We start from the raw sequence: 20,966 nt of genomic DNA on the forward strand, positions 1-20,966 counted from the left end.
GTTACGCATTTCGGTTTGCAGGCAGTGGGGCGAAGCTACTCAGGCTTGGCGTAGGTGGCCGCGCTCATGATTTCGTAGCCCACGAACGTCTCGTCATTTTCCACCCAGGCGTCGTGGCCCGGAGGAATGGCGTAGGCGTCGCCGGCGTGGATGGTGGTCCGGCTCCCGTCCTCCAGCTGGACGGTGAGTGTTCCGGCGGTGCAGAAGCCCAGATGGTTGCTCTGGCAGCTGTCGGTGTGGACTACTGTCTTGACCGTCTCGGACCAGCGCCAACCGGGCTCGAAGGTGAACCTGCCCAGGGTGGTGTCGCCAATGTTGACGACGTCGACTTCGGTCCGTGGTGGCCGGCGCTTCTCATCCGGTTCATTGAAAGACTTCGTTTCAAGGGCCTTGACTGTTACTGCAGGCATTTCAGTTCTCCTCAACAGGGAGTGTTATTACTGTTCGTCCGGAGCCCTGACAGGGGGCTCCGGGAATGCAGCCGCTCTTTGACGCAATCCGGTATCAATATGACGGTTGCTGTTGCGTACATCACATAGCGCTGTTTAGTGTGGGGTTCGGTCGCAGCGTCGCGGCCACCCATGGAGGGGGATTCCATTGAACGACAAACTTCGGGTACTGGTCCGCGTGGACCTGGATTGTGGACAGGCGGAGGTGGCCGCCCAAGGTCATGTGACCGCCCAGAGCATCCAAGCGTTGTACGTGGTTGTGAAGCGAGCCAATCATCTGAGGGAGGGCCTCGACGTGGTTGTTGACGTCAGCCACGCAAAGGTGGACACAGCCGCCCTGGATCAGCTCCGCGAGTGCTCCAAAACCCATCATCTTCCAACCTCTATCGATCCGTTCCAGTCCGAGTGCAAACTTCGCATCGTTGCTCCTGCGGCTGAAAAACCACTAGTTGCCGACGCCAGAGGCCGCACTATGGAGGGACGCCGCTTGCCTGCCCTGGCAACAGCCGCCTGACCTTCCGCCCCTGCCGCCCGAAAGGCGGCAGGGATGCGTATTCACACTCTCGCTCAGGGAGCATGGCTATGTCCCGAAGGCTTTGGTATCGGAGGCCTCCACCGGGAGGCCTGCTTCTTTCCACTCGGGAAATCCTTCCTCGAGCCGCGCGGCCTCTTTGCCGTGCCGAGTCAGTATCCTGACGGCATTGTCAGCGTAAACGCAGTAAGGCCCGCGGCAGTATGCAACGATCAGCCGGTCGTTGGGCAGCTGATCCAGCCTCGTCTCGAGCTCCTTGACTGTCACTGATGCCGCGCCTGCAATGTGGCCGGCTCGGAACTCTGCCTCTGGCCGGACATCGATGACCATCAGATCGCCATCGCCTATCCGCTCACGCAGTTCGCTACGCGTCAGGGTGGTCAGGCTGGACCGGTCTCCCAGATAGGACGTTGCAAGCCCGTCAAGTTCGGCAACGTGCTCCGCGGCCACATCCCTGACAGCTGCCCACAGTCGGATTACGGCTGGGCCACTGAGCGAGTAGTAGATCCTCGTCCCCTCCCGGCGACTCCTTGCGAGGCCTGCGCGCAACAGTAGCTGCAGGTGCTGGGATGTGTTCGCCATGGACTGCCCGATTTCGCGTGAGATCTCGTCAACGGGACGCTCACCCTGCGCCAGGATGTCAACGATCTCTGCACGTCTTCCGCTGCCCATCACTTTGGCCACGGATGCGAAACCGTCGAACAGCTCCTTCTTGGCCTCGTGGCTGCCTGGGGTACCACTGCTCTTCATGTGCCCGCTCATTGCCTGTCCCTCACAGCTATTCAAGTAACTGCTTGACAATGTACGCCCGGCAGGAAGAGTATTCAAGCATCTACTTGATTACGCCTAGAGCCCTTGACCTCCAGGGCCCGGCCCAATTAGAAGAGGCGAACGCAATGGAGGAAGTACAGTCCCTCCCTACCCGTGTAGAAACAGTGATCGAGACCGGTCTGAGGAATGCGAGAGAGGCCGTTGACCGCACTGATCTGGAGGAAAAGGTCAAGGGGGTCTATCGTCAGGTCGCCTTGGCCCCGGAGGGGAAGTATCACTTCGAGCTGGGCCGCGCCCTTGCAGAACGATTGGGCTACCCGGGGCCACTGCTTGACGCTCTACCTGCCCGCGCCGTTGAGTCTTTCGCCGGTGTGGGCTATTTCTTGGACCTTGCAATGCTTTCCCCTGGTGAACGCGTCCTCGATCTGGGAAGTGGCTCCGGGACGGATGTGTTCGCTGCGGCTGTGTCTGTTGGCGAGGATGGATCCGTTGTGGGCCTGGATATGACGCCCGAACAGCTCGACAAGGCCAGGGACTTCCTGCAGGAGGGCGCATTTCCTAACGTGGACTTCAAACAGGGCCACATTGAAGAACTGCCATTCGAAGATGCCAGCTTCGACGTCGTCATCTCCAATGGGGTGATCAACCTTTCTCCCGACAAGGCTGCCGTATTTCGCGAGGCCCAGAGGGTACTGCGAAATGGCGGACGGTTCATCTTTGCGGACATCGTCACCAGCAGGCCGCTGACTCCCCAGATTGTTTGTGATGCCGAGCTGTGGGCTGCCTGCGTCGGCGGTGCTGAGCAGGTGGATGCGTACCAGCAGCTCATCGCCGATAGCGGGCTGCGGTTGGCGGAGCGAAAGAGGAATCCGTACGAGTTTCTTTCCGGCAGGGCCCGCAAGGCAACTGACAAGTACGGCGTTATGAGCCTCTCGTTTGCGGCGGCGAAGGACTGATGGGCTCGGGTTGTAGCTGTTTTCCTTCAGAGCAGGCAGGGACTTGCTTATTCAGCTAAGCGTTGCTTGGCCGCTCTCTCAACCAGCACAGGAATGTAGTCCCGGATGGGCCCGGCGTTGAGTAGCCCATGTTCTTCAGCCACCACTATCTCGATGGTCGTGCGTGGCTTATCCGGGAAACGCTCGGCCAGACGGTCGATGACAACCACTAACGCATGGGGCTCGTTGTCTCTTTGCATGCGCCAAGTTTCCGCCCGGCAGCTGAACGTCGTCAACAAGAAGTTCGCGCAAGCCGCCTAGTTCCCGCCAGCCAACCCGTTGGCAACAATAAACTCACCGATCCTGCCTTCAGCGAGGGCCGCCCCAACAGCGGCCGTAGCAGCCTGGTCCTGCAGGACTATTGATTGCCCGTCGCTTGAGAAACCTGTGCCGGCGGTGGGTAGCGTAAAGAGGACGACGTTCTCTGGCGGCACTTTGCTCAGGCTGTAGGCAAGCCATGCCAGCGATGTGGCGTCCCACGACTGGTCCACCGTGACGTATGGAAGCACTGCGAGCGCCAGGCGTCCCGCTGCTCCAGGATCGGAGGCCGACGCGGTCGTGTTTACCTGGGCCAGCACAGAGCGCAGGAAGGTCTGCTGATTGCGCACCCGCTGGTAGTCGCCGTCAGAAAACGCGTAACGTTCACGGACGAATTCCAGTGCCATCGCTCCGTTCAGGGTTTGAACCCCGGGCGGGAAAGTGTGCCTGCCGTCGTGAGTGGAGGTGAAGGGAACCTTGACATCCACTTCAATGCCACCCAACATGTCCGTGAGTTGCTTGAAGCCTTCAAAATCCACCATGACGGTGTGGTCGATCCGACTGTTCAGCAGGGTTGAGACAGTCTCTGTCACTAAATGGACTCCGCCGATTTCCAGGCTGGAGTTAATCTTCGCCCCGCCATAGCCCGGGATGTTCACCCATAGGTCCCGCATCAGGGAGAAGCCATAAATGCCATGGCGGTCCGCCGGGACATGGATCACCATCATGGCATCGGCGCGGTGATCGGGCCGTTGGCCTGTTGCGGACCGTGCTGCTTCGCCCTCGCGTGCATTGCCACGGATATCGCTGCCAATCAGGAGGATGTTCATCGCCGTTCTGGGAGGTTCCGGATCAGGCGTGGGTGTTGGCGTGGGCGTGGGAGTTGGTGTGGGCGTTTCCGTCGGAATTGATGTTTCCGTTGGGGGAGGCCCGGGGCTCGCGGTGGGTTGCCGGTTGAAATAGAGGGCCGCGCTGATGACGCCAAGGACCAGTACAAAGGACAGCGCCATGGCAAGGAAAAGCTGAGGCCGGCGCATTTCTCCGCCGGAATCGGATGGGATGCTCAAGGCACGAACCCCCTCTGGGATGACCCTTTTCAGTTGCGTTTTTCGGGCCGGGCAACTCCATGCCACCGCCTATGACGGGACCGTACCACTTCTGGATTCGCTGCGATATAGGTGGCCGCTGGGGTGTTGAGACTGCTTGCAGGCTACCTTGTTACCGGGGCGTTCAGGCGCGCAAAACGAAGGACTGAGAGGATTGCCGGCGCCAATTCATCTTCCATCCGGCTGTAGTACTCGGCGCTGCGTCGGTACGGATCCACCACGTCGTTGTCCGCTGGGTCCGTGGCCAGCGCCAGGTGCCGCACGGACGCTGCACGTCCGGGAAGGTCCCGCCAGAGAGTCTTGAGGTCACCCCATGATGAATACGCGTCCGACGGCGGCACGACGGTTTTGGTTCCCGCTGCGCCTTGCTCTTCAAGCACCTCGAGCATTCGCGCGAACTCCCTGATGGTGAAAGTCCGCTTCAGCAGCGAGGGGTCCAGTTTCAGGACCTCACCTCTGTGTCCAGTGGACATGGTCAGCACCAGATCGGTGTCCCGGAGGATTTTCGGCGTCAACTGCCGGGCCGCGAACGGCTGCGGGTTACCTCTGTACCGGGTAATGATTTCGGCCGAAAGCGGCTGAATGGGGTCCCCGACCATTGCCCTGGTCCCGGCGCTTCGGACTTCGAATCCGCCCGGCAGCACCTGGTCCAGCCCGGCCTGAAGCAGCCGTTCCGCCACCGGCGAGCGGCAGATGTTGCCGGTACACACGGCCAGGATTCGGACAGTGGCTGATGCGGGTGTTTCCAAAGGTGAGGGCTTCTTCCGGAGAGCGGGCAGATCGGCTGATCCCTGGACTTCAACTTAACATGCAGGAACCCGGTGGGCACGTGCCGAACCGCCCTTGTTGGGCAGTCCCAGGGTGATGTGTTGCTTGACGCTTCCGGACGGTTCCGCATATCCTGAACGAACGGTCGGTAATTATTTACTGATGTTCGGAATGCATAGGAGCAACCATGGCATCGCAGATTCTGCAGTCGGAGCAGGATGGGGCCGCCCTCGAGGCTGAAGGCCAGGCCTACTTTGACCGCATCATTTCAGAGGATTCCCGGATTGAACCCCGGGATTGGATGCCGGCTGGCTACCGCAAGACTCTGCTGCGCCAGATTTCCCAGCATGCCCACTCGGAGATCGTCGGGATGCAGCCCGAGGCCAACTGGATCTCCCGCGCGCCAAGTCTCAAGCGCAAGGCCATCCTGATGGCCAAGGTCCAGGACGAGGCAGGTCACGGGCTTTACCTGTACTCAGCTGCCGAGACCCTTGGCCAATCGCGTGACCAGATGATGGAGGACCTGATCGCAGGCAAGGCCCGCTACTCCTCCATCTTCAACTACCCGGCTTTGACCTGGGCTGACATGGGCGCGATCGGCTGGCTGGTGGATGGTGCCGCCATCTGCAACCAGGTTCCTTTGTGCCGGGCATCCTACGGGCCGTACGGCCGTGCGATGGTCCGCATCTGCAAGGAGGAGTCCTTCCACCAGCGCCAGGGTTTCGAAATCCTCCTCGAGCTGTCCAATGGAACGCCTGCACAGAAGCAGATGGCCCAGGACGCAGTGAACCGTTGGTACGCGCCGTCGCTCATGATGTTCGGCCCTCCCGACGACGATTCCCCCAACTCGAAGCAATCCATGGCCTGGAACATCAAGCGTTTCAGCAACGACGAGCTCCGCAGCCGCTTCGTCGGAATGATGGTGGAGCAGGTCAGGGTTCTGGGGCTTACACTGCCGGACAGCGAGATCCGTTTCAACGAGGAAACGAAGAAATGGGAACACGGACCCCTGGACTGGGATGAGTTCAAGGAAGTGCTGAACGGGCGCGGCCCCTGCAACGCGCAGCGCCTTGAGCGCAGGCGCGAGGCTCACGAAAACGGCGCCTGGGTGCGCGAAGCAGCCGCAGCCTATGCGGAAAAACAGAGCCGCAAGCAGGCAGAGAAGGAACTCGCAGCATGAAACCACACGGTAACCCCGAGATGCCGGCGAGCGCCGGCGGCGGGCCTGACTCGTCGTCGTCCGCCCCCACTGATGCCCCATCTGAGGCCACGCCCCAGACTCAGACGCCCCAGACCCAGGCCCAGACCCAAACGCCGCAGAGCCATGCCACTCAGAGGGAAGGCCACCGCAGCGCCTGGCCCCTCTGGGAAGTCTTTGTGCGCTCGAGCCGGGGCCTGTCGCATGTTCACGCCGGGTCCCTCCACGCGCCGGATGCGGCCATGGCCCTGCGCAACGCCCGTGACCTTTACACCCGCCGCAATGAGGGCGTGTCCATCTGGGTTGTCCCGGCTGACGCCATTGCCTCGAGCGATCCCGATGCCAAGGGCGCCTTCTTCGAGTCACCCCAGGGCAAGGATTACCGCCACGCCACGTATTACACCAAGAGCGAGGGCGTGAAGCACCTGTGAGCAGCGAGTCAGCCACCCGCATCACTCCCGGAAATGCGCTGCGCCCCGAGGACATTGCGCTCGAGGTCAGCACCGGCCTGGTTAAGCCCGGCGAAGATGCGGCCGAATATGCCCTCCGCCTGGGCGATGACGCGCTGATCCTCGCGCAGCGGCTGGGACATTGGATATCCCGCGCTCCTGAGCTGGAGGAGGACGTGGCCCTGGGTAACATCGCCCTCGACCAGCTGGGCCATGCCCGTTCCTTTCTCAGTTATGCCGGGGGAGCGTGGGGCAAAAGCGAGGACGATCTCGCCTACTTCCGCCGCGAGCCCGAGTTCCGCTCCGCCCACCTTGTCGAGCAGCCCAACGGCGACTTCGCCGTCACCATCGCCCGCCAGTTCGTGGTGAGCTACTACCAGTTCGAGCTGTACCGCCGGCTCACTGAATCCACCGATTCCACGCTTTCCGCCATCGCCGCCAAGGCTGTGAAGGAAGTGGACTACCACCGCGACCACAGTGCCCAATGGGTGCTGCGCCTGGCCCTCGGCACCGAGGAATCCCGCCGGCGGATCCAGCACGCCTTCAAACTCATCTGGCCCTACGTTGATGAGCTCTTCCACGACGATGACCTGACCACGCGCTTGGCTGAAGCCGGCGTCGCCGTCGCACCTTCCAGCCTGCGCGGCGACTTTGACCGCCTCACGGGTGAAGTACTTACCGAAGCCGAGCTGGAGGTTCCCCAGGTTCCGGCAGCGCCGGGGGGCGGCCGGCGGGGACGGCACTCCGAACACCTGGGCTACATCCTTGCTGAGATGCAGGTTCTGGCCCGGGAACATCCCGGAGCGAAGTGGTGACCGCCGTGGCAGTGATGCAGGAGCGAACCCGGACCCGGCAACAGGCCTGGAGCATCGCTGCGGCTGTCTGCGACCCCGAAATCCCCGTGCTCACCATCGAGGACCTCGGCATCCTCAGGAATGTGGAGGTGCTGGAGGACAGGGAGCCCGACGGCGGCATTCGCCAGGCGGTCCGGGTCACCATCACGCCCACTTACTCGGGATGCCCGGCCATGGACGCCATCCGGGACGACCTCACGTCAGCGTTCGCCAAGGAAGGCTACGCCGACGTCACAGTGGACCTGGTGCTCTCGCCGGCCTGGACCACGGACTGGATGAGTGAAACCGGGAAGGCCAAGCTGCAGGAATACGGCATCGCGCCACCCAGTGGCCGGGCCGCGGCGCTGCGCCATGCCGGCCCCGTGAGGCTGACCCTCGCCGTCAAGTGCCCGCAGTGTTCCTCCCTGGACACCAAGGAACTCACCCGCTTCGGTTCCACATCCTGCAAGGCCCTGTACGTCTGCCAGGACTGCAGGGAACCGTTCGACTACTTCAAAGTCCTGTAAGGAAGAGCCCATGCCTGTTGTCCGCCAGACTGCCGCTGAATCGGCCGCAGCCACCGGCCGCCGTCGTGCGTCCTTCCACACGCTCACCGTCACGGAAGTCCGCCGGCTCACGGAGGACGCGATTGAGGTGACGTTCGGAGTGCCGCCAGGGCTGGCAGGGCAGTTCGACTACCTGCCCGGCCAGTACGTGGCACTGCGAACCACCTTGCCGGATGAAAAGGGCGAGCTGCATGAGGTCCGCCGCAGCTACTCCATCTGCGCTGAACCGCGGAGCTTCGAGGACGGCAGCAGTGAGATCCGGGTGGCCATCAAGAAGGACCTCGGCGGACTGTTTTCCAACTGGGCCAATGCCGAGCTCAAGCCTGGGGACACCCTGGACGTTATGAGTCCCATGGGCGCGTTCGTCTCCCGTCACGGCAAGGATGGCAAGGCCGTGGAACAGAAGCTGATGAACTCCATGAACAACCCGTTGGAGATGGCCGGCGAGCGGAACGGGCAGCCCGGTGACTTTGTGGCTATCGCAGCCGGTTCGGGCATCACCCCGGTGATCGCCATAGCGCGCGCTCTGCTGGCCGCGCATCCGGACACCCGCTTTGACCTGATCTACGCCAACAAGGCGGCCATGGACGTGATGTTCCTCGAGGAGCTCGCGGACCTGAAGGACAAGTACCCCTCCCGGCTGGCGCTCCACCATGTGTTGTCGCGTGAGCAGCGGATCGCGCCCCTGATGACTGGCAGGATCGACGCCGAGAAGCTCCAGGCGCTGCTGGGCACCGCCATCCATGCGGACGACGTGGACGAATGGTTCCTCTGCGGGCCGTTCGAACTGGTGCAGCTGTGCCGGGACACCCTGGCCGAGCGCGGCGTGAAGCCCGAACAGATCCGCTTCGAACTGTTCACCTCGGGCAAACCGGACCGCCCCGAAGGCAACGCCGGCCGTCCGGTGGTGGCGGACGAGTCCAAGGAAACGTACAAGATCACGTTCAAGCTGGACGGTCTGCAGGGCGAGGTGGCGAGCCCCACCCATGCGCGCGAATCCATCCTCAACGCGGCGCTGCGCGTCCGGGCTGACGTGCCATTCGCGTGTGCCGGGGGAGTGTGCGGCACCTGCCGGGCCAAACTGGTCAGCGGCAGCGTGAACATGGACGAAAACTACGCATTGGAGCAGGATGAACTGGACAAGGGCTACGTCCTGACCTGCCAGTCCCATCCCACCACGCCGGAAGTCACCGTGGACTTCGACGTCTAGCATGGCCGCTTCACCACCGGCGGAACCCGCCCCTTCAACCGCCCGCTGAACCGCCCGCTGAACCGCCCGCTGAACCCCCAAGGAGCCCGATGATTTCCCTGTCTACAGCCGACGGTGTTGCCGAGATAGTGCTGAACGCCCCGCACAAGCTGAACTCGCTGGATGAGCAAGCGCTCCGGGATCTCGGTGAAGCGTTGGACGACGCCGCTGCCGCCGCCTCCAGGGGAGACGTCAGGGCGCTGCTGTTGCGGGGTGAGGGACGGGCCTTTTGTGCGGGGCGGGATATCTCCGGGGTGAGGCCGGAGACGGACGACGCCGCGGCCTACCTTGGCGGGCTGGTGCAGCCGCTGCTGCGGAAGATGAGCGCGTTCCCTGCTCCAACATTTGCGGCAGCGCAGGGGGCCTGCCTGGGCGTGGGATTGGGCCTGCTGCTGGCAACGGACGTGGTGTACGTGGCGGAGGATGCCAAGTTCGGCTCCCCGTTCGCTAAGCTCGGCGCCACCCTCGATTCGGGTGGGCACTGGTACTTCACCGAGCGGCTCGGAATGCACCGGACACTGGACCTCATCTACACAGCAGAGCTGATGAGCGGAGCGGAGGCTGTGGCCCAGGGAATGTTCAGCAGGGCCATGCCCAAGGACGAATTACTGGAGAGCACCCGCCGGATAGTTGCCAGCGTCGCATCGGGGGCCACCGGGGCTTTCAACGTGAGCAAGGAATTGGTGGCCCATATCCGTGACGAGAGGCTGGGACTTTGGGAAGCCATGGAAGAGGAGAATGCCCAGCAGGCACTGTTGTGCAAGACGGCTGACTATGCCGAGGGATTCCTGGCGTTCCAGGAAAAACGGACTCCCAACTTCAGAGGCACAGGGGTCTGAAGTGGCTGATTTGTGGGTCTGACCGGGGTTAGGAAAATGATTGTGAAAATACCTGAGACCTTTTGAAGACCTGCCACATTAACCAGATGTAGGACCCACGGGGCGCTCCCATTGGGGGATGAAGGAAGAACGGCCTTCATTAGTGGTTGAGCGCCCCAGGGTCCTTCTGTATCCCGTATCCCTGAAGCGGAAAAGGCGCTTTGAGAGTTCCGGACTGATCCTGAGACCTTCAGTCCTCCCGGCACATTAGTTACTTGAAGGGCCTGGGGAGCTCCCGTTGGAAGAAGGAAGAACGGCCTCCGTCCCGCTGGTCGAGCTCCCCAGGGCCCTTCCCAATCCGTACTTGTTCCACCCGTCCCGATTTCGTTTTTCCAACCCGGATTGTATGGTTCAAAGATGACTATGGGGAAAGTTCGCAAAGCAGTAATTCCGGCAGCTGGGCTGGGCACCAGATTCTTGCCAGCCACAAAGGCCATGCCGAAGGAAATGCTTCCGGTGGTTGATATGCCGGCCATCCAATACGTGGTGGAGGAAGCAGTCAAGGCCGGACTCACTGACCTTCTCATGATTACCGGGCGCAACAAGCGGTCCCTGGAGGATCACTTTGACCGGACACCTGCACTGGAGCGTGCGCTGGAGGAGAAGGGGGACAGGACTCGTCTGGAGGCTGTAAAACACTCCTCTGAGCTCGGGCCCATCCACTATGTCCGTCAGGGCGAAGCCAAGGGCCTGGGGCACGCAGTTCTTTGCGCCCGGCAGCACGTGGGCGAGGAGCCTTTTGCCGTCCTCCTGGGGGATGACCTCATTGACGAGCGTGATGAACTGCTCACCACCATGATTGAGGTTCAGGTGAAGACCGGCGGTTCCGTCATTGCCTTGATCGAGGTGGATCCCTCACAGATCAGCGCCTATGGATGTGCTGATATTTCCGTGGTGGACGGCGAAGACTATGTCCGCGTGAACAGCCTTGTTGAGAAGCCCTCTGTGGAGGAGGCTCCTTCCAATCTGGCCGTCATAGGCAGGTATGTGCTCCATCCGGCCGTATTCGATGTTCTTGAGAAGACCGGTCCCGGGCGCGGGGGAGAGATCCAGCTGACGGACGCCTTGCAGACGCTCGCCGCCAGCAGCGATGGCGGTGGCGTGTACGGGGTGGTGTTCAAGGGCCGGCGCTTCGATACCGGAGACAAGCTGAGTTACCTGAAGGCTGTGATAACGCTGGCAGCGGAGCGCGTGGAGTTCGGCGAAGAGCTCCGGGCCTGGATGAAGGCCTTTGTGAACTGACCCCTTTGTTAGATGGGTTTCAGATAGGTTCAGCGCGTATGGAGCGCTGGGCCTGTCTCCTTTTAAACCACCGGGTCAAGGCGTAGGCCAAGAGAATACCTGCCATCGTTCCTATGGCGTTTGTAAGGAGGTCCCTTGAGCTGGGATCGCGGTGGTCAAGGAATAGAAACTGCCCCAGCTCCATGGACGCCGAAACCAACACACCGATTGCGGCGTTTTGCAGCCAGCTGTTCCGCCGGAAGGCGGCCACGCACAGGGCGCCCACCGGAACAAATAGAAGCACGTTTGCTCCCGCTTCCAGCAGCCTGTAGTTGAACCAGCGGGGTGCACCGTGCCGGTGCAGCCAGCGGAACAGGGCGTTCAGCGCGTCGCTGGCCGCCTCATCAACGGGTGTGGGCCAATAACCGATGACTGCCAGTGCGGCAAAGTAGGCTGCGAGTATCCAGCCCCAGGGAACCTGCCTCCCAGCTGGGAACTCTCCGGCGCTCAGGTTGTCCTCGCTAGGGCTACCGCTGCTGTTCCCAGGGCGGCCAAAGCCAGCAAAGCTAGCCAAATGTAGGGAAGCCACGTCCGTGGCGGCAGGGTGATGGTCCTGCCCGCTACTGCGTCGCTACTGCGCCAGTGTCGCCCCATAGGCAAATGATTACCACAGCGTGGTACTCCGTGAATATGCCTGGTTCGATGAAAAAAGTGGGTGATTCTCCGGTTTCCCGGAGAACCACCCAGCTTGTGATGCTTATTTCTGATGTTTCTATTGCGAGACTACGCTGCGGCTTCAGCCTTAGCGCGGCGGCGAGTGACAACGACAGCCGCAGCCCCGAGACCCAGAACACCGATACCGGCTGCCCCCCACAGGAGGAGACTCGCGTCAGCGCCCGTATTTGCCAAGGGTGTTCCCCCGGTGCCCGCGAGCGGAGCGGCCTCGCCCACAACTGTCACGTAAACCGGGCCAACGGTGATGCCGGAATTGTTTCCGGTGGCGGTGAGGGCGTAGGTACCTGGTGTGTCGATGCTGAGAGTGATGCTGAACCTGCCCTGGGCATCGGCAACTGTACTGAACGTCTGGGTTGCCATCGGCAGCTTGATCTTGCCCGAGACGGTCTGGCTACCACCGGCAATGCTTGCGCCAGTAGCCGCAGGCCGTGCACCGGGAGTAACAGAAATGGTGAGTGGTTCGCCGGCGTGCATACCCTGGCCGCGGAAGACGAAGTCCTCGCCCGGGCCAACCGTGCCGTCAGACACGGCAGCTTGCGGCGGCAGAGGCGGGTAGTTTGCGGCAATAGACGGAGCTGCGCCGACGAGCGCAATTAATCCTGCGAGTGCGATTGCTGACAATGCCTTTTTCATGAAGTGTCCCCCCGGAGACTTATGTATATATATTTACCCGAAATTGAGGAGATTCCCTCTCCGCCCTGAGACCAACTGCGGAACTGCCGGATATGTATCCCAAAAATGACCGTACCACTTAGTCTTGATCATTCGCAAAGGTTAATCCTGACGATTTACTTGCGATTAACCTGAGGTTCCACTGCTAGCGGTGCAGTCCTTTTCCTCGCGGTCGCGAATTACATCGTTGACATTCTGGACTGTAGGCGTAACTATGACTTTCGGTTCAGCGTGTTGAACAATCTTTCCGAAAGTAAAGTCCACCGTACTTTCTTGGCCTGGGGCCAAACTTGTTGTCACCATGCCCACCGGACGTCCACCGTGAATATGAGAGCCGAAGGGAACTTTGGTCCCATTGTCGTGGGCGGTTTCAATCTGTGCTTGCGCAGGACCATAAACAACGATGTTGGTTTGCACGGTTCCTGCAGGTACCCCGTATCGGCCCCCACCCGTGACTAATTCAGGTAGGGAAGTAGCTGCGTCGACGGGGGCCGTGTTGGCCGTAGTTACCCGAACGGTGACTTCCGAATAACCATCACTTTTGCACTCTCGTATGAGTTGCACACTGCGTCGCACGTAGTAGTCCATTTTGGCGCCCGTTCCGTCGTTGAAGAAGACGCCGAAGGAATTGCCGCCGGCAGCGGGTCCGGATATTGAGCCGCCAATATTGGTTTTCGCGATAATTTCCTGTTCTGAGTTGTGACTACCCCAGACATGCAGGCGGTTCTCCTCGGCACTGGTCGTCAGGGCTTCAATAAGTTGGTCCCCGGGAACTGCTCCCGAAGCCAAAGCAGAGAAAACTTCTTTGGATGCCAATGCAAAATAAGCATCTTGCAGCGCATTGCTGTCAAGGTCCTTGTAAACATCGGAGAGGAGGGTCTTTACGACATTTTCTTCTGTCAAGGTTGTGGGCAACCCGGTTGCCATCACGGGGGCAGGGATCGGGATAGTGAGCGGGCCAGATGCTTTGAGAATGTGGGCTAGAACCACGGGGTCCACTGCGATAACACCGTCCACTGGAGTGCCGTACTTTGCCTCCCACATGGATTTTGCGGCTTTTGCTGCTGTTGGAAAGTCCGGCGTGAGGTTGACGTCGCTAATGAAGGTTCCCAGCCTCTTTGAGTAAATCTGCGTCTGCTCCTGATCCACGTCAACAGGAGGCGTGAACCTACCCATTGCGGAACCGGTGGACTGCGCCTCAAGCCTAATTTCACCGTCCTCCACGCGCAGCACGGCCAGGGCGCCCGGCAGCCCGCCGGTCGCACGTAGCTCTGCGTTGTTCTGGATCAGTATCAGGTAATTCCGAGGTCCGTTGGCCCCCATCATCGCCGGAAGTATCTGGGAAGTATCAGCGGCAGTATTGAGCGTCCGTCTTAGCTCGTCCAGCGATTGCGTTGCTTCCGCGAGCGGCCGGGCGACCTCGGGGAACAGCCCAGCTCCGTCGATTCCGGACAGCCGTGCATGAGTCAGTTCAACCGTATTCGCGGCGGTCACGATAGTCGGTGAAGACGATTCCAACGGTGAAACGTCGAACTTGCCGTTTACGGGAGCCATTTTCTGCCAGTCCAACGAGCTGAAGACTCCCAGCATCGGCTGGGCGGCCCGGTCAACCACATCGTCAGCCGAGAGTACCAACTCGGTCGTGACTGAGAAATTGTGGCCTACAAACGGAAGCGCCCCGGCCGCTTTCCACAGTGGATCGGTCGCCGCTCCGCTTGCCGTATCTATGTGCAGCTCTATCTGGTCGAGTGTTTTCTGTGCCGCTTCATTGTCCTTGGCCAGCAGTTGGTCTTTGAACTCAGGCGCGAGTTGGCTGACGGCCGTCATTGCAGTTCGCAGCTCCGTGGCGCGATATGCCAGCCAGGCTGCCGCTGCCAGAATTGCTAGTGAGCCCACTACTGCTGCCATGCGTACTAGGAGCCGCCTTCGGCCGCTATAGCGAGACCGCTTGGGACTTGTACCTAAGGGACGAGTAGCACGACGTTGCTCGGTAGATTCTGACACGGCCAAAGGATCCCCCAAATCCTTAGTGGTCACCGCGACTGCCTGCCGAGTCCGCTCTTTATGCGGGTAGCATCTTTGGACGCTCCTCGCAGTATTTCTTCTGCGAAACGTCCATCGTCCTCGTCTGGCGTCGCTTGAGAATCCGGGTCATCGGGTTTCATGGTTTGAGCACCGCTCGTTGCGTTGTCGTAGCGGTAATAGCCGTAGGTGTAAGCATCGGGTCCCTTGGTAGGAAGCCGGTTGAGCACCACACCCAACACATCAGCTTGCACCATCTCCAATGCAGCAAGAGATTTTTCGAGCTCGGTGGTGCGTACCTTTTGCGTCCCCACCACCACTACCACTCCGCCTACTTGCTGGGCGAGAACGGCGGCGTCGGTCACAGGCAGAAGCGGCGGCGCGTCGATGACTACAGCGTCAAAGGTGCTCTCCAACTTGGAGATCAACTGCTTCATTTTTTCGGATCCCAGCAATTCGCTCGGGTTTGGAGGTATTTGACCTGACGCGAGAACATACAGTTGCTCACTGCCCCAAGGCTGCAGCAGATCGGCGATGTCCGCTCTCCCGATGAGGGCTGTGGTCAGCCCGGCATTGCGTTCAAGCCCCAGGTATTCGGCGATCATAGGTCTGCGCAGATCGGCATCCACTAACGCCACAGTCTGTCCCGCTTGCGCCATAGCAATGGCAAGGTTTAGTGCTGTTGTGCTCTTGCCTTCGCCCGGAACCGACGAGGTGATGAGTACGGTTTTTGAGTCATGGCCCACGTGGGCGAACTGCAGATTCGTGCGTAGCTGACGGAAGGATTCTGCCCTTGGGCTTTGAGCCGCTGCTTGCGTAAGCAGGGGCTTCTTCACGGCATCCGAGTCAAAGCTGACCCCGCCGAGTACCGCTGCCTCCGTAACCCTACGTAGATCTGCCTCGCCGCGAATTCTTGTGTCCAGAACGGATCGGAGGACGGCAAGCGCGAAGCCGGCAGCAATTCCCGCCAGCAGTCCCAGAATCAGGTTCAGGCGGACGTTGGGAGAAGACGGTGCTGTGGGTGCGGTCGCCGGTGTAACGATGGAGAGCTTCACGGGGGACGGTTCGCCCGCTGCTGGCCGCTCCAGTTCGTCGACAGCCTCTACCAAACTTCGGCTTACGGCCTGGGCAATGGCTGCCGCTTGGACCGGCGACTCGTCCGTGACTGAGATGCTTATGAGAACGGTATTTACATCTGAACTGGCCACTATGTTTTGGGACAGTGCCTGCGGAGTGAGGTCCAGTCCTAAAGCATCGATTACGGGTTGAAGAACTGTAGGTGTATTTACAGTTTTCACATATGACTGCACGCGGGCCTGACTGAAGACGTTACCCTGTTGCAATTCTGTGACCGATCCAGAATTCTGGAGCGCCACAAACAGCTTAGTGTCAGATTTGTAACTTGGCTTGATAAGCAAGGAGGTCACGCCGGCAGCTAGCACCCCGATCAATACGCAGGCTATGACGATGATCCAGTTGCGCCGTAAAACCCGCAAATAGTCCTTCAGCTCCAAAATCGAGCCCCTTCCAGATATCGTCCTCGGGCAAGTGCTCCTCATGGTACCCGCTCGTGGTCGTGAGAAGCGGGCACAATCTTTAGTTATCTGTATGATATTTCGCCCGGCTCTTCTCTACCTACACTTGAACATACAAGTGATCCGATTGAGGAGATCTAGGTTCCTTCTGGGACTTCCCTTTGTAATTGAGCACCATCAGGTAATAATGAAGAAGAATTTGCAAAGCTGGAATCGGTCTCAGCTTCTACCAGCCTTGCATTTTCATAAGGGAAGCCAGTCACTGTGCTGCCCTGCCTGTCGAAGTGTCCGCATCGGACTCTTTTTGCAGTCGAATTTTCCGGGGGGATACTTTCAATGCAGGCAAGAAACCAAATACAAGGCCGACCTGTCGACGAGGGGCGTACAGAACGGTGGGCGTCCCGAGTGCTTCAGTATTCGGTGGACGCTGAAGCCTGGGTTATTGCTGTTACCTTCGCCGTGCTATTTCGGTTTGACTTCGTGGCTGCCCGGGTCAACTGGGGCTCTGTTGGAATACTTGTCGTTTGTGCCATTCTGCTTCAAGCAGCAATTGGCTGGTACTTGGCCCTATATAGGGGGCGTCATCAACACGGAGTTTTTCACGAAGCCCAAACTCTACTCTTTACCGTCTGCATCGTTGCGGCGGCAATTTTTGTCGTCAACGTTCTTCTATTAGATGCAGCTGGTACTCCTCGCAGCACAGCCCTTGTGGCCTTGCCCGTGGCCTTCGTGTTAATGGGAGGAAGCAGATACCTGCAGAGACTCGTTTCAGAACGACGAGTCCGACCCCGCGACTCCGCAGAGCGTTCACTAATCTATGGAGCGGGTCACACCGGGGCTTATCTTGTGAAGCGGATGCTGAGCGATCCAGCCTCCCCTTATATGCCTGTTGGGCTGATCGATGATGACCCCGACAAGCGTCATCTTAGGCTCTCCAATATTCCAGTGCTGGGTGATGGAAGCGAGTTAGTGGAGTTGGCACGGAGGGTTGACGCAACGGCACTTGTATTTTGTGTTGCCCGAGCAGATGCCGAGTTCATCCGCCAAGTCTCCGACCAAGCAGACAAAGCTGGGCTCCGGATGATGGTCATGCCACTTCTTTCCGAGATTCTCGAAGACGGCATGAAACTTGGGGACCTTAGAAACGTCGCGATCGAAGACATCATTGGACGAAATCCCGTCGATACAGCGGTGGAGTCTATCGCAGGCTATGTTGCTGGAAAGCGAGTTTTGGTGACGGGTGCCGGAGGATCGATTGGATCTGAACTATGTCGGCAACTGTCAAGATACCGGCCGCAAGAACTGATCATGCTAGACCGTGATGAATCAGGACTTCATGGTGTCCAGATGACTATTTCCGGGCACGGGTTGCTCGATAGCGATGATGTGGTTTTGGCTGACATCCGGGATCCGGAAGCCCTGAATGAGATCTTTGATCATCGTAGGCCAGAGGTAGTGTTTCACGCTGCCGCCTTGAAGCATCTCCCGATGCTTGAGCAGTATCCGGAAGAGGCTTGGAAGACCAACGTCCTCGGGACATTGAATGTCCTGGCTGCCGCACGCCGCGTGGGTGTAAGGACATTCGTCAACATCTCCACAGACAAGGCTGCGAACCCTACTAGTGTCCTTGGCCATTCGAAGCGCATTGCTGAAAAGCTGACGGCCTGGGCTGCAGACCAGACCGGCGAAACTTTTCTGTCGGTTCGATTCGGGAACGTGATCGGAAGCCGCGGATCAATGCTTCCGACTTTCATAGCCCAGATTGAGGCCGGAGGGCCATTGACAGTCACTCATCCCGAAGTGACGCGTTACTTCATGACCATTCCAGAGGCCTGTCAGCTCGTGATTCAAGCAGGAGCAATCGGGCGCCCAGGGGAAGTTTTGATTTTGGATATGGGGAATCCAGTAAAGATTCTGGACATCGCTGAGCGCATGATCAGCAAGTCAGGGAGGCGAATCGATGTGGTCTTCACGGGCCTCCGCGACGGTGAAAAGCTACATGAGGAACTCTTCGGCGTCAGCGAACACGATGAACGACCATTCCATCCCAAAGTGACCCACACTGCAGTGCCTCCCCTGGAGCCCGCGTTGCTTGACCACGAGCAGTGGGAGCAAACCGAAGGTCATACAAACGACATACCGAAGCCCTATTTGGCTTCATCATTTTCGGGCAACAATGACTGAGCGTATCTATATGTCGGCTCCTGACATTGGCGAGTTGGAGGAAAAGTACATTCTGGACGCGCTTCGTTCTGGCTGGATTGCTCCGCTCGGGCCGGACGTGGACGAGTTCGAACGGGAAATGTCCGAGCGTATCGGTCGTAAATATGCTGTGGCTCTGAGTTCCGGAACGGCTGCCTTGCACCTGGCCCTCCTTGCAAAAGGAGTCGGACCCGGGGATGTGGTGCTGACGTCAACTATGACTTTCGCAGCAACTGCAAACGCCATTGTTTACACCGGTGCCGAGCCATTCTTCATAGATTGCTTGTTGGAAACAGGGAATATGGATCCGTCTTTGCTCGAGCGGGCGCTTGAAACTCTCACAAGGGCCGGGACACGGGTTGGCGCCGTTGTTCCGGTTGATCTCTTGGGAAAGGCCGTCAATTACACAGCCATAGGTCAAATTGCTGCTCGCTACGGTGTGCCTGTAATTGCCGACGCTGCCGAATCTTTGGGTGCCCTGCATTCCGGAAAGCCAACTGGCGCTTTTGGCGATGCGGCTATCTTTTCCTTCAACGGCAACAAGATCATGACAACCTCCGGTGGCGGAATGCTCCTGACGGATGATGAAGCGGTTGCTTTGCGGGTCAGATACTTGGCAACGCAAGCACGTCAACCCGTAGCGCACTATGAGCATCACGATATTGGATTCAACTACCGCTTGAGCAATCTACTGGCGGCTCTTGGCCGGGCACAGTTGGTCCGACTTGACGAGATGATTTTGAGGCGCCGTGAACACCGGAACACATACCGACAACTGCTGACTGGCGTCGCTGGTGTCTCGATCTTTGGGGGCAGCAGGGACGAGGAGGACAACGTCTGGTTGACATCAGTACTTGTGGAACCAGAGAAGGCCGGCTTCAGTGTCCGAGACCTGAGCCTTGCCCTTGACGCACTGAATATCGAGAACCGTCCGCTGTGGAAGCCTATGCATCTTCAGCCGGTATTCAGCAAAGCCCGCGGCCTCATTAACGGCACTTCACAACGCCTTTTTGGAATGGGGTTGACCCTTCCCAGTGGGTCTTCCCTCACCGCCGATTCCATTGAACGGATCGTCTACACAATGAAAGGTTTTTTGAAGACTCAAAGATGAAGGCATCGAAGTCGCAGTCAGCAAGTCTCGGAAGTGTCTGAGAAAAACATCAAACAAACTTCCTGAAGAATCCGCTACAGATACACGATTTATTAAAACGGCAGGACATGGGGATATGAAAGTCAAAGACCGCAAAGTAGTAATTGTAGGACAGGGCTACGTAGGGCTCCCGGTGGCAATGCGTGCTGTGGAGGTTGGCTATTCTGTCGTGGGGGTAGATCTGGACAAGAATCGAGTCAATAGTCTTCAGAACGGTGATTCGTACGTGGATGACGTGTCTGACGTTCAGCTGCGAGCGGCCTTGGATTCAGGCCGGTACTCAGTTTCGCATAGCTACGAAGACACAGCAGGATTTGACGTTGCCGTGATTACGGTCCCAACGCCGCTGCGCGAGAGTCTTCCAGACCTGACATTTATCGAGGAGTCGAGTAAGTCTTTATCCGACCACCTCAAGCCCGGTGCAGTGGTTGTTCTCGAATCTACGACTTATCCTGGCACTACCGAGGAGCTTTTGGTACCGATCCTTGAGCAGGGCTCCGGGCTTATAGCCGGCAAACAGTTTCATGTCGGGTACAGCCCTGAACGCATAGATCCCGGCAACACGACGTGGGGTTTTGTCGAGACGCCTAAGGTGGTCTCCGGCATGACAGCCCTCTGCCTCGAAAAAGTCAAGGGCTTCTATGACGATTTAGTTGATCAGACAGTTCCCGTAAGCTCCCCCAAAGAGGCTGAGCTCACCAAGCTACTTGAGAATACGTTCCGTCACGTCAACATCGCACTAGTCAACGAACTCGCAATCTTTGCCCATCAGCTCGGTGTCGACGTTTGGGAATCAATCGAGGCCGCCGGAACAAAGCCATTCGGGTTTATGAAGTTCACGCCCGGCCCAGGCGTTGGCGGCCATTGCCTGCCCGTAGATCCTAGCTACTTGTCCTGGCAGGTCCGTCGGAAGCTGGGCCAAAACTTCCGGTTTGTGGAGCTTGCAAACGATATTAATGACAACATGCCGCAATACGTCGTGCAGCGCATGATGGAGCTACTTAATGTGCAGGGTAAGCCGCTGAAAAACTCACATGTTCTTCTGCTCGGGCTCGCTTACAAAAAGAATACGGGGGATATCCGCGAAGCCCCTTCACTCCGAGTGGCCGAATTGCTAGGCGAATTCGGGGCAACCGTAAGCGGTGTGGACAAACATGTTGAGCCTCACCGCTGGCCACGAGGGGTTGCTGAAGCGGAACTCTCTACGGAATCGGTAAGGGAGGCCGATATCGTGGTGCTCCTGACTGACCATGACTACTTCGATTACGACTGCGTAGTAAATGATTTGACTGTCGTTCTAGATACCAAGCACCGCGTGCATGGACCGAAGGTGCACCATCTTTAGACCCAGGCCAGAGAACACTCGTTATCCGATTT

At 59.0% G+C, this 20,966-nt stretch carries 21 protein-coding genes; 12 read left to right on the forward strand and 9 right to left on the reverse strand.

Annotated features, from left to right (window positions below):
- Positions 1-35 precede the first annotated feature (35 nt).
- Positions 36-410, reverse strand: coding sequence for a cupin domain-containing protein (locus M1E02_RS04790; RefSeq protein WP_479377010.1), 375 nt, complete (start codon positions 408-410; stop codon positions 36-38).
- A gap of 187 nt (positions 411-597) precedes the next feature.
- Here M1E02_RS04790 and M1E02_RS04795 point away from each other — a divergent pair, with 187 nt between their 5' ends.
- Positions 598-963 (forward strand): hypothetical protein, encoded by a 366-nt coding sequence (locus M1E02_RS04795; RefSeq protein WP_479377011.1) that lies wholly within the window; start codon positions 598-600, stop codon positions 961-963.
- Between the two features lie 66 nt (positions 964-1,029).
- Here M1E02_RS04795 and M1E02_RS04800 read toward each other — a convergent pair whose 3' ends face one another.
- Positions 1,030-1,743: an ArsR/SmtB family transcription factor gene (locus tag M1E02_RS04800; protein ID WP_479377012.1), complete on the reverse strand. Its 714-nt coding sequence runs from the start codon at positions 1,741-1,743 to the stop codon at positions 1,030-1,032.
- Positions 1,744-1,877: 134 nt separating this feature from the next.
- On the opposite strand from M1E02_RS04800, the gene M1E02_RS04805 reads away from it, so the two are divergent.
- On the forward strand, positions 1,878-2,708 hold the full coding sequence (locus M1E02_RS04805; protein ID WP_479377013.1) for a methyltransferase domain-containing protein: 831 nt from the start codon (positions 1,878-1,880) through the stop codon (positions 2,706-2,708).
- A 47-nt stretch (positions 2,709-2,755) separates the two neighbouring features.
- Here M1E02_RS04805 and M1E02_RS04810 read toward each other — a convergent pair whose 3' ends face one another.
- The 3 genes from M1E02_RS04810 to M1E02_RS04820 all read right to left on the reverse strand — a co-directional run bounded on the left by M1E02_RS04810 (position 2,756) and on the right by M1E02_RS04820 (position 4,860).
- Positions 2,756-2,947 (reverse strand): three-helix bundle dimerization domain-containing protein, encoded by a 192-nt coding sequence (locus tag M1E02_RS04810; RefSeq protein WP_479377014.1) that lies wholly within the window; start codon positions 2,945-2,947, stop codon positions 2,756-2,758.
- 57 nt (positions 2,948-3,004) lie between these two features.
- Entirely contained in the window at positions 3,005-4,072 is a 1,068-nt protein-coding gene (locus tag M1E02_RS04815; protein ID WP_479377015.1) for an LCP family protein, read from the reverse strand.
- Positions 4,073-4,215: 143 nt separating this feature from the next.
- Positions 4,216-4,860 carry an arsenate reductase/protein-tyrosine-phosphatase family protein gene (locus M1E02_RS04820; RefSeq protein ID WP_479377016.1) on the reverse strand — a complete coding sequence of 215 codons (645 nt, stop codon included), beginning with the start codon at positions 4,858-4,860 and terminating at the stop codon, positions 4,216-4,218.
- A gap of 206 nt (positions 4,861-5,066) precedes the next feature.
- Between M1E02_RS04820 and paaA the strand changes: the two genes are divergently transcribed.
- The 7 genes from paaA (at position 5,067) to galU (ending at position 11,294) form a co-directional block, all read left to right on the forward strand.
- Positions 5,067-6,059: a 1,2-phenylacetyl-CoA epoxidase subunit PaaA gene (paaA, locus tag M1E02_RS04825; protein ID WP_479377017.1), complete on the forward strand. Its 993-nt coding sequence runs from the start codon at positions 5,067-5,069 to the stop codon at positions 6,057-6,059.
- The gene (paaB, locus tag M1E02_RS04830; protein WP_479377018.1) at positions 6,056-6,508 is read left to right on the forward strand and encodes a 1,2-phenylacetyl-CoA epoxidase subunit PaaB; all 453 of its coding nucleotides are present in this window, start codon (positions 6,056-6,058) and stop codon (positions 6,506-6,508) included. Before paaA ends, paaB begins: the two co-directional genes overlap by 4 nt.
- Positions 6,505-7,341, forward strand: coding sequence for a 1,2-phenylacetyl-CoA epoxidase subunit PaaC (gene paaC, locus M1E02_RS04835; RefSeq protein ID WP_479377019.1), 837 nt, complete (start codon positions 6,505-6,507; stop codon positions 7,339-7,341). The genes paaB and paaC overlap by 4 nt, the downstream gene beginning before the upstream one ends.
- 14 nt (positions 7,342-7,355) lie before the next feature.
- On the forward strand, positions 7,356-7,886 hold the full coding sequence (paaD, locus tag M1E02_RS04840) for a 1,2-phenylacetyl-CoA epoxidase subunit PaaD (RefSeq protein ID WP_479378067.1): 531 nt from the start codon (positions 7,356-7,358) through the stop codon (positions 7,884-7,886).
- A 10-nt stretch (positions 7,887-7,896) separates the two neighbouring features.
- A complete protein-coding gene (gene paaE / locus M1E02_RS04845; RefSeq protein ID WP_479377020.1) occupies positions 7,897-9,135 on the forward strand; it encodes a 1,2-phenylacetyl-CoA epoxidase subunit PaaE in 1,239 nt (412 codons plus the stop codon).
- An 89-nt stretch (positions 9,136-9,224) separates the two neighbouring features.
- Positions 9,225-10,013, forward strand: a complete 789-nt coding sequence (locus M1E02_RS04850) for an enoyl-CoA hydratase/isomerase family protein (protein WP_479377021.1) — start codon at positions 9,225-9,227, stop codon at positions 10,011-10,013.
- Positions 10,014-10,409: 396 nt separating this feature from the next.
- A complete protein-coding gene (gene galU / locus M1E02_RS04855; protein ID WP_479377022.1) occupies positions 10,410-11,294 on the forward strand; it encodes a UTP--glucose-1-phosphate uridylyltransferase GalU in 885 nt (294 codons plus the stop codon).
- A 19-nt stretch (positions 11,295-11,313) separates the two neighbouring features.
- Here the strand turns inward: galU and M1E02_RS04860 are convergent, their stop codons facing one another.
- The 4 genes from M1E02_RS04860 to M1E02_RS04875 form a co-directional block, all read right to left on the reverse strand.
- Positions 11,314-11,847: a VanZ family protein gene (locus tag M1E02_RS04860; RefSeq protein WP_479377023.1), complete on the reverse strand. Its 534-nt coding sequence runs from the start codon at positions 11,845-11,847 to the stop codon at positions 11,314-11,316.
- Positions 11,848-12,056: 209 nt separating this feature from the next.
- Positions 12,057-12,641 carry an LPXTG cell wall anchor domain-containing protein gene (locus M1E02_RS04865; protein WP_479377024.1) on the reverse strand — a complete coding sequence of 195 codons (585 nt, stop codon included), beginning with the start codon at positions 12,639-12,641 and terminating at the stop codon, positions 12,057-12,059.
- A 165-nt stretch (positions 12,642-12,806) separates the two neighbouring features.
- Positions 12,807-14,588 (reverse strand): DUF4012 domain-containing protein, encoded by a 1,782-nt coding sequence (locus M1E02_RS04870; protein WP_479377025.1) that lies wholly within the window; start codon positions 14,586-14,588, stop codon positions 12,807-12,809.
- A 125-nt stretch (positions 14,589-14,713) separates the two neighbouring features.
- The gene (locus M1E02_RS04875) at positions 14,714-16,216 is read right to left on the reverse strand and encodes a tyrosine-protein kinase domain-containing protein (protein WP_479377026.1); all 1,503 of its coding nucleotides are present in this window, start codon (positions 16,214-16,216) and stop codon (positions 14,714-14,716) included.
- A gap of 426 nt (positions 16,217-16,642) precedes the next feature.
- On the opposite strand from M1E02_RS04875, the gene M1E02_RS04880 reads away from it, so the two are divergent.
- The 3 genes from M1E02_RS04880 (at position 16,643) to M1E02_RS04890 (ending at position 20,934) form a co-directional block, all read left to right on the forward strand.
- Complete coding sequence (locus M1E02_RS04880; protein ID WP_479377027.1) at positions 16,643-18,421, forward strand: polysaccharide biosynthesis protein; 1,779 nt, start codon at positions 16,643-16,645, stop codon at positions 18,419-18,421.
- On the forward strand, positions 18,330-19,550 hold the full coding sequence (locus M1E02_RS04885; RefSeq protein ID WP_479377028.1) for a DegT/DnrJ/EryC1/StrS family aminotransferase: 1,221 nt from the start codon (positions 18,330-18,332) through the stop codon (positions 19,548-19,550). Before M1E02_RS04880 ends, M1E02_RS04885 begins: the two co-directional genes overlap by 92 nt.
- A gap of 115 nt (positions 19,551-19,665) precedes the next feature.
- Positions 19,666-20,934 (forward strand): nucleotide sugar dehydrogenase, encoded by a 1,269-nt coding sequence (locus M1E02_RS04890; RefSeq protein WP_479377029.1) that lies wholly within the window; start codon positions 19,666-19,668, stop codon positions 20,932-20,934.
- Positions 20,935-20,966: the final 32 nt, after the last annotated feature.

The sequence above is a fragment of the Arthrobacter sp. Z5-13 genome (assembly GCF_056499105.1).

Excerpts from the sequence above, each read along its gene's own strand:
- M1E02_RS04850 (WP_479377021.1), top strand. The coding sequence starts at position 9,225 with ATGATTTCCCTGTCTACAGCCGACGGTGTTGCCGAGATAGTGCTGAAC.
- M1E02_RS04805 (WP_479377013.1), top strand. The coding sequence starts at position 1,878 with ATGGAGGAAGTACAGTCCCTCCCTACCCGTGTAGAAACAGTGATCGAG.
- paaA (WP_479377017.1), top strand. The coding sequence starts at position 5,067 with ATGGCATCGCAGATTCTGCAGTCGGAGCAGGATGGGGCCGCCCTCGAG.
- paaD (WP_479378067.1), top strand. The coding sequence starts at position 7,356 with ATGCAGGAGCGAACCCGGACCCGGCAACAGGCCTGGAGCATCGCTGCG.
- paaE (WP_479377020.1), top strand. The coding sequence starts at position 7,897 with ATGCCTGTTGTCCGCCAGACTGCCGCTGAATCGGCCGCAGCCACCGGC.
- galU (WP_479377022.1), top strand. The coding sequence starts at position 10,410 with ATGACTATGGGGAAAGTTCGCAAAGCAGTAATTCCGGCAGCTGGGCTG.
- M1E02_RS04790 (WP_479377010.1), bottom strand. The coding sequence starts at position 410 with ATGCCTGCAGTAACAGTCAAGGCCCTTGAAACGAAGTCTTTCAATGAA.
- paaB (WP_479377018.1), top strand. The coding sequence starts at position 6,056 with ATGAAACCACACGGTAACCCCGAGATGCCGGCGAGCGCCGGCGGCGGG.
- M1E02_RS04865 (WP_479377024.1), bottom strand. The coding sequence starts at position 12,641 with ATGAAAAAGGCATTGTCAGCAATCGCACTCGCAGGATTAATTGCGCTC.
- M1E02_RS04800 (WP_479377012.1), bottom strand. The coding sequence starts at position 1,743 with ATGAGCGGGCACATGAAGAGCAGTGGTACCCCAGGCAGCCACGAGGCC.
- M1E02_RS04890 (WP_479377029.1), top strand. The coding sequence starts at position 19,666 with ATGAAAGTCAAAGACCGCAAAGTAGTAATTGTAGGACAGGGCTACGTA.
- M1E02_RS04870 (WP_479377025.1), bottom strand. The coding sequence starts at position 14,588 with ATGGCAGCAGTAGTGGGCTCACTAGCAATTCTGGCAGCGGCAGCCTGG.
- M1E02_RS04810 (WP_479377014.1), bottom strand. The coding sequence starts at position 2,947 with ATGCAAAGAGACAACGAGCCCCATGCGTTAGTGGTTGTCATCGACCGT.